Genomic DNA, 14,159 nt, shown 5'->3' on the forward strand with positions numbered 1-14,159 from the left:
TTGTGCGAAGTCATTCGCAGCGTCCGATAGTCTATGCAGTCATTTTTTCTGAGGATTTCCACCGGATTCCGGTGACATTCAGAAAATTTCAACCCACCTCAGAAAATGATCAGTTAAACCGAGCATACCCAGCAAGGTTGACGACAGACTTACAGCGTAGCTATGTCTGCCGGTGCTCATACAGTCGAAAAACACGGCTGCAGCGCCTCCCGCCTGCTTAAGTAAATCGTTTGCAACTGATTTCAGGCAGCTTTTTTGAGCTTCTGACTGCGTTTCACTGCGTGTAACAAGCCTTTGGTCGAACTGTCGTAATCTTCCTTGACTGCCGCCGGATCGAGGCTGATCAATTGCTGCGCGAGCGACTTTCCCAGCTCTACACCCCATTGGTCGAATGCATTGATATCCCAGATCACCGATTGCACGAATACTTTGTGTTCGTACAGCGCAATCAGCGCGCCCAGTGAGCGCGGCGTGAGGCTATCCAGCAGCAACGTCGATGTCGGGCGATTGCCTTCAAACACGCGCGGCGCCAACATTTTTTCCGGCAAATCACCGAGTTCGGCGCGCACTTCTTCCCTGCTTTTACCGATTGCCATCGCTTTCGACTGCGCGAAACAATTTGCCAGCAAGGCCTGATTATGTCCGGGTAAACCGGCATCATCATCGGCCACAACAATGAAGTCCGTTGGGATAATCGTCGCTCCCTGATGCAGCAATTGAAAATACGCGTGCTGCCCGTTGGTGCCCGCTTCGCCAAACAAAATCGGCGAGGTCGTGTAATCGACACGCTGACCTTCACGCGTGACCGATTTGCCATTACTTTCCATTTCCAGCTGTTGCAGATAGGCTGGCACGCGCGTCATGCGCTGGTGGTAAGGCGCAATCGACAAGGCATGCAAACCGAGGAAATTAATATTCCAGACGCCAATCAGCGCCATCAGCACCGGCAGATTCTGCTCCAGCGGTGCCTGCGCAAAATGCAGATCCATTTCATGCGCGCCAGCCAGCATTTCTTCAAACCTGTCCATGCCGACATACAAGGCAATCGACAAGCCGATCGCGCTCCACATCGAATAACGCCCACCTGCCCAGTTCCAGAACGGAAAGACGTTTTCTTCGGCGATCCCGAAATCGACTGCCGCTTTCACATTCGTACTCAAGGCAACGAAATGCTGACGAATCTGCTCTGCCGGACAACCATGCGCCAGCATCCATTCACGTGCGGTGCGGGCATTCGTCAGGGTTTCCATGGTTGAGAAAGTTTTTGAGGCGACCACGAACAAAGTGGTTTCCGGATCGGCATTCGCCAGCGCATCAGCGACATGGCGGCCATCGACATTCGAGACAAAATGCAGCGACAGATTTTTCTGCGACCACGGCGCGAGCGCGATACACGCCATCTGTGGCCCCAGATCAGAACCGCCTATGCCGATATTCACAATCGTGCGGATCGCCTTGCCGCTATAGCCCAGCCAGCGCCCTTCGCGCACGGCATCGCTGAAACTGCGCATCTGCGCCAGCACTTTATGCACGTCGGCAGCAATATTGTCGCCATGCAGATAAAAACTTTCACCTTTCGGCAAACGTAAGACCGTGTGCAGCACTGCGCGGTTTTCAGTCAGATTAATCGCCTCGCCGCGCAGCATGGCATCGCGCCGCGCTTCGACATCCTGCTGCCGCGCCAGTGCCAGCAGATTCAGCTTCGCCGTGGTGTCGATACGCTGTTTGGAATAGTCGAGCAGAATGCCGCAGGCGGAAGCGGAAAAATGGCTGAATCGTTGCGGATCAGCGCGGAACAATTCTTTCAGGCTGGGCAGATTCGTTGCGCGTTGCTGCAACAGACACCAGATCGGCGTGCGGGAAACAGAAGTGGCCATGAGCGTGCTTTTTTACCTTATCGGATACCGAAAAAACAAAGAAATGAGGGGGTATGCCTCATTTTCGCCTTCATCTCCTTGAAAACAAAGGCGCTTAAAAAATACTCCCCCCAGTATATTTTGACCAAATGCAGCCCAAATTCAGCGCTACAGCCGCATCTGATCTCACCTTCTGCGGCACAGCGACGTGGCAGAATGTGACGGAGCAATCAGAAGCTGCCGGACTTTCCAGCCTCGGCAGCTTTCGCCGCGGCTGCAGCAAGCTGCGCAATCGCCGCCCAGTCACCAGCCTGAATCAGATTCGCCGGACACATCCAGGAACCACCGACGCATAAAACATTCGGCTGCTGCAACAGCACCGGCGTGGTTTCCAGCGTGACGCCACCGGTCAGGCAGAAGCGGACATCGGGAAACGGGCCGCCGAGTGCTTTCGCCATTTTGGTGCTGCCGACGACATCCGACGGAAACAGTTTAACGACATCAAAACCGTGTTCCAGCGCCAGCATCACATCACTGGCACCACCAGTACCGGGAAAGTATGGCAGACCGGATTCTGCTGCGGCTTTGGCCAGTGCCGGTGTAATGCCAGGGCTGATGCCAAAAGCGGCACCGGCCTCTTTCACTACATCGAGTTGCGCTGCTGTCAGTATCGTGCCAGCGCCGACGGTGACTTGCGGACAGGCTTTCACCACTTCGCGCAACACGTTCAGCGCATTCGGCGTGCGCAAGGTAATTTCAACGGCGGGCAAACCGTTTTCTGCCAGCGTCGTCACGCAACGGATTGCCTGTTCCACATCATCGGCAACCAGTATCGGTAAAACGCGCACCTGGGCGAGTTGGGTAATGATGTTTTGTCTGGTTAAACTCATGTTGTCCTCTGCTGAATGTCATTGGCGCTGATGCAGCGCTGCTGTGTTGACGTTGTCCTGATGGTGTACATATCACATCGCTTGCGTACCGCGACGCACACCGCTGTGTATTACCGCTGTTTATTCCTCATAGGATTGACTACAGGTTTCCATCGATGTCAGTCGATAAATAAGGTCGATGCGCCGTGCTCTGGTGCCGTCACCACACGGCGTTGTGCGGCAAACAGGTCGCGACCATAGCCCGCCATATTTTCTTTGCTCAAGCCACGTGCAGAACGTTGCGACCACTCGTCTTCGCTCACCAGTGCACGCAATTCGCCGGTATGCACATTCAGCTCGATCAGGTCACCGTCACGCACTTTACCCAATGGCCCGCCCTGCGCCACTTCCGGGCTTACATGCAGAGCCGCCGGAACTTTGCCGGAAGCACCCGACATGCGGCCATCGGTCACCAGCGCCACCTTATAACCGGCCGACATCAGGCTACCCAGCACAGGCGTGAAATGATGCAACTCAGGCATACCATTGGCCTGTGGCCCTTGAAATATAACGACGGCCACAAAATCCATATTCAGCTCGCCCGCCTTATACGCGCTGACCAGCGCCTCTTGCGATTCAAATACTTTGGCTGGTGCTGTGGTGATCCACGCCTCTTCCGGCACTGCGGATGCTTTCACAATTGCCCGCCCCAGATTGCCTTGCAGCAGACGCAGACCACCGGTTGTGGCGAACGGATCGGTGACATTTCTGACCACTGATGTATCGGTCGATAATGCAGGCTGCGCCTGCCATGCGAGTTGCCCCGCATCGTTCAGCACCGGGCGCACTGTATGTGAATGCAGGCCCTCATCACCATAGACTGTCATCACGTCGCCATGCATCAGACCCGCCGATAATAATTCGCGGATCACAAACGTCGGGCCACCGGCATCTTCAAATGCATTCACATCTGCCGTGCCGTTCGGATAGACCCGCGTCAACAAAGGAATGACGGAAGACAACTCATCAAAATCCTGCCAGTCGATCAGGATGCCAGCGGCGCGTGCCACCGCGATCCAGTGTATGGTGTGATTCGTCGAACCACCGGTCGCCAGCAAAGCGATGACGGCATTGACGATGGTTTTTTCATTGACCAGTTGACCGATAGGTTTGTAGTTGCCGCTTTGTTCGGTCAGTTGCAGTACACGTTCGACCGCAGCCTCGGTCAGTGCGCTGCGCAAGTGGTCAGCCGGATGAACAAAAGCTGCACCCGGAAGATGCAAGCCCATTGCTTCGAGCAACATCTGATTGCTGTTCGCGGTGCCATAAAACGTGCAGGTGCCAGCGCTGTGATACGCCGCACTTTCAGCGGCCAGCAATTCTTCTTTCGTCGCCTGGCCTTGCGCATAACGTTCGCGCACCGCCGCTTTTTCTTTATTCGATAAGCCTGAACCCATAGGCCCGGCTGGCACAAAAATCGTCGGCAAGTGACCAAAAGCCAGCGCACCGATCAGCAGCCCCGGCACAATTTTGTCGCAGATACCGAGACACAACGTCGCATCAAACGCATCGTGCGACAAGGCCACCGCCGTCGCCTGCGCGATCACATCACGCGAAAACAACGACAATTCCATACCCGGACGCCCCTGCGTCACGCCATCGCACATCGCCGGTACGGCACCAGCCACCTGCGCCGTGCCACCATAACGCAACGCGGCATCACGAATCTGCTGCGGGTAAGTTTCATACGGCTGATGCGCCGACAGCATATCGTTGTATGCCGTCACGATACCGATGTTCGGCTTCTGTGCCTGATTCAGCCAGATCTTGGTGCCATTGCCCATCGCTGCATTTGCATGCGCCTGATTCGCACACGACAAACTGGCGCGGCGCGGACCACGTCCACGCATTTTTTCCAATTGTTCAAGATAGGCAGTGCGCAGAGGTTTGCTGCGTTCAATAATGCGTTGTGTCACCTGAGCGATAACCGGGTGCAACGCAATCGATGTTGATGAAGAGGATGTCGTCATTTAACTCACCTGATGCCCTGAGGGCGTAATAGTAAAGCGGTGGCAACAGGCAGTTCATCACGCGCACCAGCCTCAGATACGCTTACCGGACGATCAGAAATCCGCCTGAATACAATGAGCAGAAAGATACCATGAATCAGAAATTTCTGTAACAAACTTTCATAATTTCATTTTTAAAGCAATTTTTAATGAAAAATGTTCTTTATTAACGTAATGAAACTACATTTTTGTATCTTTTCTGGCATAATCAGACTGTCCATACTGCATTCATCAACTTATCAGCATCACCGGTAACAATGAGAACAACGAAGTATGCGTCAACACATTTCGGGCAATTAATTCAGGCAACTAATCAGAACACCTCACGGAGTCAGCATGACCACTTTTGTCTTATTTGGCGGCACCGGCGATCTCGCCAAACGCAAAATCATTCCAGCGCTGTACAGCGCTTTTGTGAATGGCCGGCTCGACAACGAATTCAAATTTATCGGTGCGGCGCGTGAAGCCTTAACACATGAGGAATTCCGTCAGCGTGTCAGTGACAGCATCAGCCAGTACGCCGGAAAAGTGATCGGTGGCAGCGCCGAAAAACTCGCCGCGTTCCTCGCTTGCACGGATTACGCCAAAATCGATGCGCGGGTGCCTGAAGATTTCGCCGTCCTGAAAAGCAGTTTGCACACCTCGGCAAGCAATGCCACGCTGTTCTATCTGGCGACCGGCCCGGACATTTTCATCCCGGTGGTTGAGCAATTATCGAAACACGGTCTGGTCAAGGGCAATGCCCGCGTCGTGGTCGAGAAACCGCTGGGACGCGATGCGCAATCAGCCAAAGAAATTAACCAGTCGCTGCGTAATTATCTGGATGAACATCAGATTTACCGTATCGACCATTATCTCGGTAAAGAAATGGTGCAAAACCTGCTCGCACTGCGTTTTGCCAATTCTTTCCTCGAACCTTTGTGGAACCGCAAGTGGATACAGGACGTACAGATTTCGATTTCAGAGCAAGTCGGCGTTGAATCGCGTGGTGATTTTTACGACCATACCGGCGCACTGCGCGACATGGTGCAAAACCATTTGCTGCAACTGGTATCTATCGTCGCGATGGAGCCGCCAGTCAATGCGAATCCGGATGCAATCCGCGATGAAAAAGTTAAAGTCTTGCGCGCATTGCGTAAATTCACAACGGAAGAAGTCAACAAAAAAACCGTACGCGGGCAATATCGCGCCGGTGCGGTCGATGGCAAACCTGTCATCGCTTATCAGGCAGAACCCGGCGTACCGCCTGCATCACGCACAGAAACTTTTGTCGCGATCCGCGCTGAAATTGATAACTGGCGCTGGGCTGGCGTGCCGTTTTATCTGCGCACCGGTAAACGCATGGCAAGCCGCAGCGCTGAAATCACGATCAATTTCAAACCGATACCGTATTCGATTTTTGGTCAGTCGCAAGGGCCTATGCGCTCGAATCGTCTGGTGATTACCTTGCAGCCGGAAGAAAGCGTGCAGTTGTTCATGAAGGCAAAAGAACCCGGCGAAGGCATACGCTTATCTGATGTGGCACTGAATCTGGATTTTGCCGAAGCATCGAATTTACGCCGCGTCGAATCGTATGAACGTTTGCTGCTCGATGCCATGCATGGCGACCTGACGCTGTTTGTCCGCGATGATGAACTCAATGCCGCATGGTCATGGATAGACCCGATTATGAACGCCTGGCAAAACGATAGCGAAGGCTTGAAATCGTATATCGCCGGTAGCTGGGGCCCGGCAGCGGCGAGTTATCTGCTGGCGCAGCACGGCGCTGCGTGGGGCGAAGAATACGTTGAAAGCTGATGCCATGAGCACCATCCGTTACCATGATTTCGACGACATCGACACGCTAAGTGCCGATCTGAGCCAGCAGTGGCTGGACGTCATCCACAGCGCCACGGCGCCCGTTAGTTTTGCGCTGGCCGGCGGCACCACGCCTGCACCGGTGTACCGGCAACTCGATGCTTTGCTGAATGCAAGCACAACGCCACACCAGCCCGTCACGCTGGTCGCCACCGATGAGCGCTGGGTCGATGACGACGATGCGCAAAGTAATGAAGGCTTGTTCCGGCGCTGTCTGCCTTTATCCGCAGCAAAGCAGCACTGGCAACTGTTGTCACTGAAAAATACAGCGCCGACTCCAGCCGCAGCAACTGCCGCGATTGATGCCCGCCTGCGTGAACAATTGCCACAGGCTTTCAGTGCGGTATTGCTGGGCATGGGGGCGGATGGTCATATCGCCTCGCTGTTTCCCGGCGCGCCAGTACAGCAGGATCAGCGCACCTGCCTCGCTGCGAATCATCCGCAAACGCAGCAAAGTCGCATGTCATTGTCGCTGCCCCGCCTGCTCAATACCGAGCGGATCTGGTTGCTGATGACTGGTGCAGAAAAACGTCGCGTATTGGAAGAGGCCGACCAACAGCAGTTGCCGATCAGCGCGCTATTACGTGATGCGGGCTGCCCGATTGATGTTTTCTGGTGTCCCTGAATAAAAAAAATATGGCAAATTCGCATTCCACTCCTACCAGAATAACGCCAACTGAAAAAGGTTTGCTGGCTCGTATTCGCATCGCCAGCACCGCGCTGAGTCGCGCCGAGCGTCAGGTCGCTGAGTTCTTACTGCAAAAGCCGCATGATGCGCTGGAAATGTCGATACGCGTGCTGGCACAAGCCTGCGATGTCAGCGAACCGACAGTCGCCCGTTTCTCGCAAAGTCTGGGTTTCGATGGGTTCAAATCATTCAAACTCGCGTTTGCCAAAAGTCTGGCCACCGGCATTCCGTATCTGCATCTGGATGTGAATCAGGCTGATCATGTGCGTGATGTGTTGCCAAAAGTCTTTGACCGCACCATCGCTGCATTGATGGAAGCCAGAAATAATGCGAACGTCACCAGCTTTGAAGCCGCCGTACAATTACTTGCCAGAGCCCGCCGGATTGAGTGTTACGGACTCGGTTATTCGGGTGCGCTGGCAATTGATGCGCAACTGAAGTTTTTCCGTTTCGGTATTCCCACCACGGTTTTTTGCGATGCCCATCTGCAGGCGCAATCAGCAACATTATTGAATAGCGATTGCGTCGTGGTCGCTTTTTCCCGCACAGGCCGCACACGCGATCTGATCAATAGCGTGCAACTCGCCAAACAGGCGGGGGCAAAGATTTTGGTCTTGTGCGCCAGTGGTGGCCCGCTGGCGGAGTTGGCCGATGTGCACATCAGCGTGGACGTGGAAGAAGACCCGGATATCTATACGCCAATGACATCCCGCCTCGCTCATCTGACCTATATCGATGCACTGGCGGTGGCTGTCACTTTACTGCGCGGCCCCGCTGCGATTGATATGCTGGAACGGGCCAAAGCCAGCATCAGTGAAAAACGTTTGGTGCCTAAAGCTGGCTAAATATAGCGGGCAGAATAGTTTAGTAAGTCAGAAAAATGGGCTCACTCCTGTAAAGAAATGAGCCCTGTCAACGCCGATAGCAGAAACTGTTGAAAACAGAAATGCCTGCATCAGCCCGATCAGCATGTTCAACCCAATCAGCTCACACTTGCCACGTCTTTTGTGATCGGCTTTGACGTAGCGTTTGGCATGACTTTCGGAACATTATTTTTCTTAATTTCTGCCGCCATTTTCGCTACCATTTTTGCCCGTCGCTTTTTGACCCAGATGATGACGCCGGTCACGCTCAGCATCGCCACCACCAGCCCCATCAATGAAATCAGTATGCGCCCGGTCAGGCCGAGGATGCGTCCTGAATGCAGTGGGAACTGCGCTTGCAGAAAAATATCTCCCGCACTGCCAGTACCGGGAATTTTTCCACCAAGAGCGCGGCCGTCTTTGCCATCAAAATACAGCCAGGCATTGCCAAGACCAACATCGCCGTGATCATTACCGGCTTCAAAAAATCCCACCCCATACACACCAAACGCAGACGAATAAAAGATGCCGCCAGCAGGCAGACTCCAGCCCCGTTGCTGCGCTTCCTGTTTGGCCAGAATAAAGATGCTCTCACGACTGATCGCCGGAATGATGGGTTGCTCCAGCGCTCGCGGCACACGGCTGGCAAACACATCCTCACTTAAAGGTGAAAACCATGCGACCACAGGACGCACTATTTGTGTATTCAGATTCATCGACACCGAGGTGACAGCCAACAACAGCATGAACAGCCATAGCCACACGGCGCTGGATCGATGCAGATCGAAATTCAGTTTGTGCCCGCCCTGTGCCCAGCGAAATGCAAACGATTTGCGCCAGCTGCGCCAGTTGGGAAAGGAAATCCACAATGCGATAAAACAATCGAGCACCCACACCACGGCAACCAACCCCATCAACCAGATACCCAGCTCGACGCCGGACACTTCAGGAAGATGCATGGTGTAATGCAGCTTGTACAAAAACGGCAGCAGATTTTCACGGCTCAGCGAGATTTCACCCCATTGCCGTTTCCCCTGTATTTCTGCCGTCACCGGATCAACCGCGATCTGATTGAATCCCAGCGCATAAGGCTTCGCCGTGGCAGGATCGATCTTTCCCTCCACCGACATCTGTATGGTGTGACCGGGTTCCTCCTCGTTCAGAACATACGTCACACGGATACGGGGATCGTTTGTTTCGACCTTGTTTGCCAGCTCCAGACCAGACCAGACATGACGCTGGTCTGCCTTTGCCTCGTCCGCATCCATTGCACTACGGGCATGAAACAGTTGCGGATTCAGCCAGGCATCAAGTTCATGATCCCACGAGATGACCGCACCGGTCAGGCCGGAAACAAACAGGAAAACTGCCACCGCCAGCCCGAACCAGCGGTGCAGCAACACGAAAACAGGTCGCATCTGCATATATCACGCCGCCGCTTAATATTTCCAGTTGACCGTCACGCTGCCATTGCGTGGCGCGGCATAGTAAGCCTGGCTCCAGTACAGACTGGTCAGATATTTCTGGTCACTGACATTATTCAGATTCAACGCAATGCTGAGTTTAGGAGTCACGTCATAGCGTGCCATCAGATTCAGCACGGCATAACTGCCCTGACGAATAATGTTGCCGGAACCTTCATCACGGAAAATATCCGACTGCCAGTTCAGGCTGCCACCCACTTTTGCCTGCGGCAGAAACGGTAACTGATAAGTCGTTGAAAGGCGGAACAGTTTTCTTGGCACATAGGTTTTCACGTCTTTATCATTGCTGCCCTTGAGACTCAACTGAGTATATCCGGCGCTCAGATTCCAGCCCTTGGCAAGCTCGCCACTGGCATCGAATTCAAAGCCTTGCGACGTCGCATCTATCCCCCGGTAATAAGCTTTGGCACCAATATAACCCGCCTGCTCTGCTGCATTCTCTTGCCTGATCTTAAAGACGGCAGCGGACAGATTCAGCTTGCGTTCAAACAATTCCGCTTTCACGCCCAGCTCATCCCCCTTTCCCTTGACCGGGTCGAGCGTCTTGCCGCTGGCATCGATTTCACTTTGCGGATTAAAAATTTCGGTATGGCTGGCATATGTTGAAACATACGGTGTCAGGTCATACACCAGACCCAGATAAGGCGTGGTTTTGCTGGCATTCTTTGCACTGCTGACGCCATACGAATTACCCTTGGTTTCGGCCTTCGTGCGATTGGCACCGGCAATCAATTTGAATTCATCAGCAAGGTTAAAACGGGACGCGATAAAGATCGTCGTGCGTTTGTCTTCATAGTCGCTGCCATCAATCGAAGCGTTAAATGCTGGCTCTGGATAATTGCCCGTCCAGTTGCTGATATCCGGTAACGCGGTACCGATGCCCACGCCATAATGGGAAATATCATTCATATTCGATTTCGACCAGTTCGCACCGACACTCAGATCATGCTTGCGTCCGGCCAATGTGAATTTGCCGCTCGCAGACAGATCGAACATCGTCTGTGTGTTGACACTGTTGTACAGCGAGGGGTAGCTGTATAAGCCCAGGCCCGTCGCGCGGTCTGGCGTGCCATAGACATAAAACAATTTAGAGTCCCATGCCGACCGGTTACGACTGATGGTTGATTTCATTTGCCAGTCTTCATTGAGTTGATGACTCAATTCAATGAAACTACGTTCATTCCGCGTCTGCGCATTTGACCAGTCAGCGGCCGTGCTGGCAGATGTTTTGTAATTAGTCGGACTGCCATCGGTGTAATACAAAGGCAGCGCGCCCCACATGCCACCAGTGACATCATCCTTTTGATGGGAATGCCCAAGCGTCAGCAAGGTGGCGTCGCCCAGATTGGCTTCGATCACGCCATAGACCACGGTTTTTCCCGGAGAATACCTATCGAGATAAGAATCCCCGGCCTGCTTTGCCACCACCAGACGTCCGGCGACCGTCCCAGCTTCATTGAGCGCACCCGACACATCAGCATCCAGCCTGCGCGTATTCCACGAGCCCAGCGTCAGCCCGGACGATGCCTGAAACTGATAGACCGGACGCTTACGAATAAAATTAACCGTGGCTGACGGGTTGCCAGTCGATGACATCAGGCCATTCGCACCACGCACGATATCCACCCGGTCGTAAATCGCCGTATCAATATCGCCATACAACAAGCCAGAGGTGAACGGCAAACCGATACCGTCGTACTGAAAATTGATGATGTCAAAACCGCGCGCCATGTAATACGTACGATCTGTTTCCACTTTTTCTACCGACACACCGGTCGTATTGGCCAGCACGTCGTTGGCACTGAGCTGTCTGAAGTCATCCATTTTGGCGCGGGTCACCACCGACACCGATTGCGGCGTTTCCCGCAAGGACATATCCAGCCCCGTTGCTGAAGCGCTCTTGCGCGTCGAATAAGCGCCACTTTTTTCTGTCGTAGGCTCATTCACCGCAGCGCCCTTCACCACCACTTCCGGCAACGCCACTTTGTCCTCGCCTGCTGTCGCAGCGTTATCTGCCAACACCGCGGCTGGCGACAGCAACGCAATCGATAATGCCCACGCCATTGGCCGCAGGCGGAAAGCGTTTTCGGGAGTCGAATCAGAGTCTTGCCGGACAGAATGTGAAATGCGCTGAATCATAAATAGCCTTGAAATTGATCTGAGTAGAAAAATGCCTGCAGGCCATGCCCGACAGCAAAATAGGCATGGAAGATGAATGGCAATATTGTACTCACGCAAATAAGTTAACGCAAATCATTCTCATTTGCGTTTTACATTAAATTCATTTCTATGTTTTTTTGGCGCATGATCCTCAGCCATTGGAATCACGGGTTCGTCATCGACATACGCAATACTCAGTTCCAGATACAAGCCACATACAAACTTGATGCAAGCCAAATCAAGCCGCATAGAATTTTGCAACGGCCACCCCACCTCTTGTCTTTTTGAGTAATATTAGGGTCTGTTAGCATTTAAATTACGTGTGCGAAAGGGGTAAAACAGTTGCAGGGCTAGGCGCAACCCGCGCCGCAGTGTGATCACTGTCAGCGGGATGCAACAAAGTCATGCGGCTGTTTTACCCCTTTCCCTTCGGGTTCAAACCAAAACGCGCGCTGGACTGCGTTGCGCGTCTTGTCAGGGGCACCAGCCCTGACTGCACCGCACGCCTTGCCAGCCCGCGTTTTGGTTTGAACGCATCTCGCCATTTAAATGTTAACAGACCCTCGAAGCAAAGGAGTGAGACATGAACCGAATAGCTATTCATCAGATTGTTGAAGAAGTCAAAGACTTGCCGACGCTGCCTGCGGTCGTTATGGAGATTTTGAATAATATCGACAAAGAAGATGTCGATACCCACGAATTAGCCGACAAAGTCACACGCGATATCGCCCTGACCGCCAAAACCCTGAGGCTGGCCAATTCAGCGTATTACGCCACCCAATTCAAAGTCACGACCATACAGCAGGCAATTGCCCTGCTCGGGCTGACCACAGTCAAGCAAATCATCGTGACTGCCGCGCTGACCGGCTGCTTCCCGGAAAACAATTGTCAGGGTTTTAGTCACAAAGATTTCTGGCGCCATTCAAACGCCGTCGCCATCGTCGCAAAAATTCTCGCGCGACGCCTGAACCTGAGTCTGGACGTGGCCTTCACCGCAGGCTTGCTGCACGATATCGGCACGCTGGTGCTGGTCACTTACCACAGCGCCGAATACGAACACGTCATCGCCTGGCAAACCGAACACCAGTGCACACAGTTTGACGCCGAAAGAGAAATTCTCGGCATCGATCACGCTGCCGTCGGCGAAGAGCTGGCGATTTATTGGAATTTTTCTGATCAGATGAAAAACGCGATTGCCGGTCATCACCAACCGGATAAACCGGGGCTGGGTTTTCTGGCAACCATCGTCCACGTCGCCAACGGTATCGCCCACGTCCTGAACGTCACCGAAAGCGCCGATCACACCACACCCGAAATCACCGCGCTATCGTGGCACAGCCTCGGGCTGGATCAGGAAGTGCTGGATCAGGTGCTGCAGGAAGCCGGTGACGAATTTAACAAACTGAAACAGCAGATTGATGTTTGATAACACCAGCATCAGCGCACGAAACAGTCACAAAACAGCGACTCACAATATCGCCGTCAGATCACCGCGATACTCCTCTGAAAAGGCAATTTCAGGGGAGTATGCGCCAAAAACGCCTTCATCTCCTTAGAAATAAAGGGCTTTTAAATATACTCCCGGGGGTATATTTAAAGCTTAAAAGCCATCAAAAATATTAAAGAACAAAATGATTCGCCCAATAATCTATCTTCTTATTGCAACGATAGCATTCATTGATTTTATGTGCGCATCTGTTGGAGTGCCGAGCTTTGCTGCATTAACGCATTTGGAATTAACTGCTGGAATCGAATTTTTAATCACAATCGTTCTTGCAGTTATGGCGTTTAGCAACCTGATCAAGGTGAATACAAATGGCTCACATATAACCGTATTGGTTGTATCGTGGTTTGTCGTTCTGGGATTGCTAATAAAAATAGCAGCTCATGCAGGAGATGAAATTACACAACATTGGGATAATCAAATTTTACATCTCGTCAATGAGTCTCATGCAGATGACATTAACGAAGTTGAGTGGAGTTCTGATGTACCTGCCCATAGAAAGAAATGCACCATAGTAAAAAAAGAGAACATTAGATTATTTAATATGTTCAAGTATCGTGTTGCCTGCGTACAGCCTGATATTTTTCTAAGCGTCGTTTTATCAATAAACACGTTAGAAGGAAAAGCTGGTGCCTATATAAAATTGGAGCGCTGACTTGCTTATGCACCTATGTCAAAGGTGAACCTCAGTAAGCAGAGCTTGCGCACTCCGAAAAGCGCGGGTTACTGCCAGCCGACGAACATCAACATCGCCGAATTCGGTATGGGACGCGCCCTGGGTTTGCTTCATTTCCGAAGTCAAATACCTG

The 14,159-nt window shown here is 52.6% G+C and carries 10 protein-coding genes; 5 read left to right on the forward strand and 5 right to left on the reverse strand.

Features of this window, described 5'->3' with window-relative positions:
• Positions 1 to 242 precede the first annotated feature (242 nt).
• The 3 genes from pgi to edd form a co-directional block, all read right to left on the reverse strand.
• Positions 243 to 1,877, reverse strand: coding sequence for a glucose-6-phosphate isomerase (gene pgi / locus Undi14_RS10565; RefSeq protein ID WP_200180084.1), 1,635 nt, complete (start codon positions 1,875 to 1,877; stop codon positions 243 to 245).
• A gap of 209 nt (positions 1,878 to 2,086) precedes the next feature.
• Positions 2,087 to 2,746: a bifunctional 4-hydroxy-2-oxoglutarate aldolase/2-dehydro-3-deoxy-phosphogluconate aldolase gene (eda, locus tag Undi14_RS10570; RefSeq protein WP_200180086.1), complete on the reverse strand. Its 660-nt coding sequence runs from the start codon at positions 2,744 to 2,746 to the stop codon at positions 2,087 to 2,089.
• Positions 2,747 to 2,904: 158 nt separating this feature from the next.
• Positions 2,905 to 4,755, reverse strand: coding sequence for a phosphogluconate dehydratase (gene edd / locus Undi14_RS10575; RefSeq protein ID WP_234030531.1), 1,851 nt, complete (start codon positions 4,753 to 4,755; stop codon positions 2,905 to 2,907).
• 375 nt (positions 4,756 to 5,130) lie between these two features.
• Between edd and zwf the strand changes: the two genes are divergently transcribed.
• From zwf to Undi14_RS10590, 3 genes are read left to right on the forward strand one after another with little or no spacing between them, the layout of a single operon-like run.
• A complete protein-coding gene (zwf, locus tag Undi14_RS10580; protein ID WP_200180088.1) occupies positions 5,131 to 6,591 on the forward strand; it encodes a glucose-6-phosphate dehydrogenase in 1,461 nt (486 codons plus the stop codon).
• A gap of 4 nt (positions 6,592 to 6,595) precedes the next feature.
• On the forward strand, positions 6,596 to 7,276 hold the full coding sequence (locus Undi14_RS10585; protein ID WP_200180090.1) for a 6-phosphogluconolactonase: 681 nt from the start codon (positions 6,596 to 6,598) through the stop codon (positions 7,274 to 7,276).
• Positions 7,277 to 7,287: 11 nt separating this feature from the next.
• The gene (locus Undi14_RS10590; protein ID WP_200180092.1) at positions 7,288 to 8,184 is read left to right on the forward strand and encodes an SIS domain-containing protein; all 897 of its coding nucleotides are present in this window, start codon (positions 7,288 to 7,290) and stop codon (positions 8,182 to 8,184) included.
• Between the two features lie 137 nt (positions 8,185 to 8,321).
• On the opposite strand, the gene Undi14_RS10595 is transcribed toward Undi14_RS10590, so the two are convergent.
• Together Undi14_RS10595 and Undi14_RS10600 are read right to left on the reverse strand one after the other, a co-directional pair.
• Positions 8,322 to 9,620 (reverse strand): PepSY domain-containing protein, encoded by a 1,299-nt coding sequence (locus tag Undi14_RS10595; protein ID WP_200180449.1) that lies wholly within the window; start codon positions 9,618 to 9,620, stop codon positions 8,322 to 8,324.
• Between the two features lie 21 nt (positions 9,621 to 9,641).
• A complete protein-coding gene (locus Undi14_RS10600; protein WP_234030532.1) occupies positions 9,642 to 11,825 on the reverse strand; it encodes a TonB-dependent siderophore receptor in 2,184 nt (727 codons plus the stop codon).
• 604 nt (positions 11,826 to 12,429) lie between these two features.
• On the opposite strand from Undi14_RS10600, the gene Undi14_RS10605 reads away from it, so the two are divergent.
• Positions 12,430 to 13,272 carry an HDOD domain-containing protein gene (locus tag Undi14_RS10605; protein WP_200180094.1) on the forward strand — a complete coding sequence of 281 codons (843 nt, stop codon included), beginning with the start codon at positions 12,430 to 12,432 and terminating at the stop codon, positions 13,270 to 13,272.
• Positions 13,273 to 13,477: 205 nt separating this feature from the next.
• A complete protein-coding gene (locus Undi14_RS10610) occupies positions 13,478 to 14,005 on the forward strand; it encodes a hypothetical protein (RefSeq protein WP_200180095.1) in 528 nt (175 codons plus the stop codon).
• Positions 14,006 to 14,159 lie beyond the last annotated feature (154 nt).

The sequence above is a fragment of the Undibacterium sp. 14-3-2 genome (assembly GCF_016595265.1).
GTDB lineage: Bacteria > Pseudomonadota > Gammaproteobacteria > Burkholderiales > Burkholderiaceae_D > Undibacterium > Undibacterium aquatile.

What these genes read in the sequence shown, in the direction of transcription:
- edd (WP_234030531.1), bottom strand. Translation starts at nt 4,755, where the DNA reads ATGACGACATCCTCTTCATCAACATCGATTGCGTTGCACCCGGTTATC.
- Undi14_RS10585 (WP_200180090.1), top strand. Translation starts at nt 6,596, where the DNA reads ATGAGCACCATCCGTTACCATGATTTCGACGACATCGACACGCTAAGT.
- eda (WP_200180086.1), bottom strand. Translation starts at nt 2,746, where the DNA reads ATGAGTTTAACCAGACAAAACATCATTACCCAACTCGCCCAGGTGCGC.
- zwf (WP_200180088.1), top strand. Translation starts at nt 5,131, where the DNA reads ATGACCACTTTTGTCTTATTTGGCGGCACCGGCGATCTCGCCAAACGC.
- Undi14_RS10605 (WP_200180094.1), top strand. Translation starts at nt 12,430, where the DNA reads ATGAACCGAATAGCTATTCATCAGATTGTTGAAGAAGTCAAAGACTTG.
- Undi14_RS10590 (WP_200180092.1), top strand. Translation starts at nt 7,288, where the DNA reads ATGGCAAATTCGCATTCCACTCCTACCAGAATAACGCCAACTGAAAAA.
- Undi14_RS10600 (WP_234030532.1), bottom strand. Translation starts at nt 11,825, where the DNA reads ATGATTCAGCGCATTTCACATTCTGTCCGGCAAGACTCTGATTCGACT.
- Undi14_RS10595 (WP_200180449.1), bottom strand. Translation starts at nt 9,620, where the DNA reads ATGCGACCTGTTTTCGTGTTGCTGCACCGCTGGTTCGGGCTGGCGGTG.
- pgi (WP_200180084.1), bottom strand. Translation starts at nt 1,877, where the DNA reads ATGGCCACTTCTGTTTCCCGCACGCCGATCTGGTGTCTGTTGCAGCAA.
- Undi14_RS10610 (WP_200180095.1), top strand. Translation starts at nt 13,478, where the DNA reads ATGATTCGCCCAATAATCTATCTTCTTATTGCAACGATAGCATTCATT.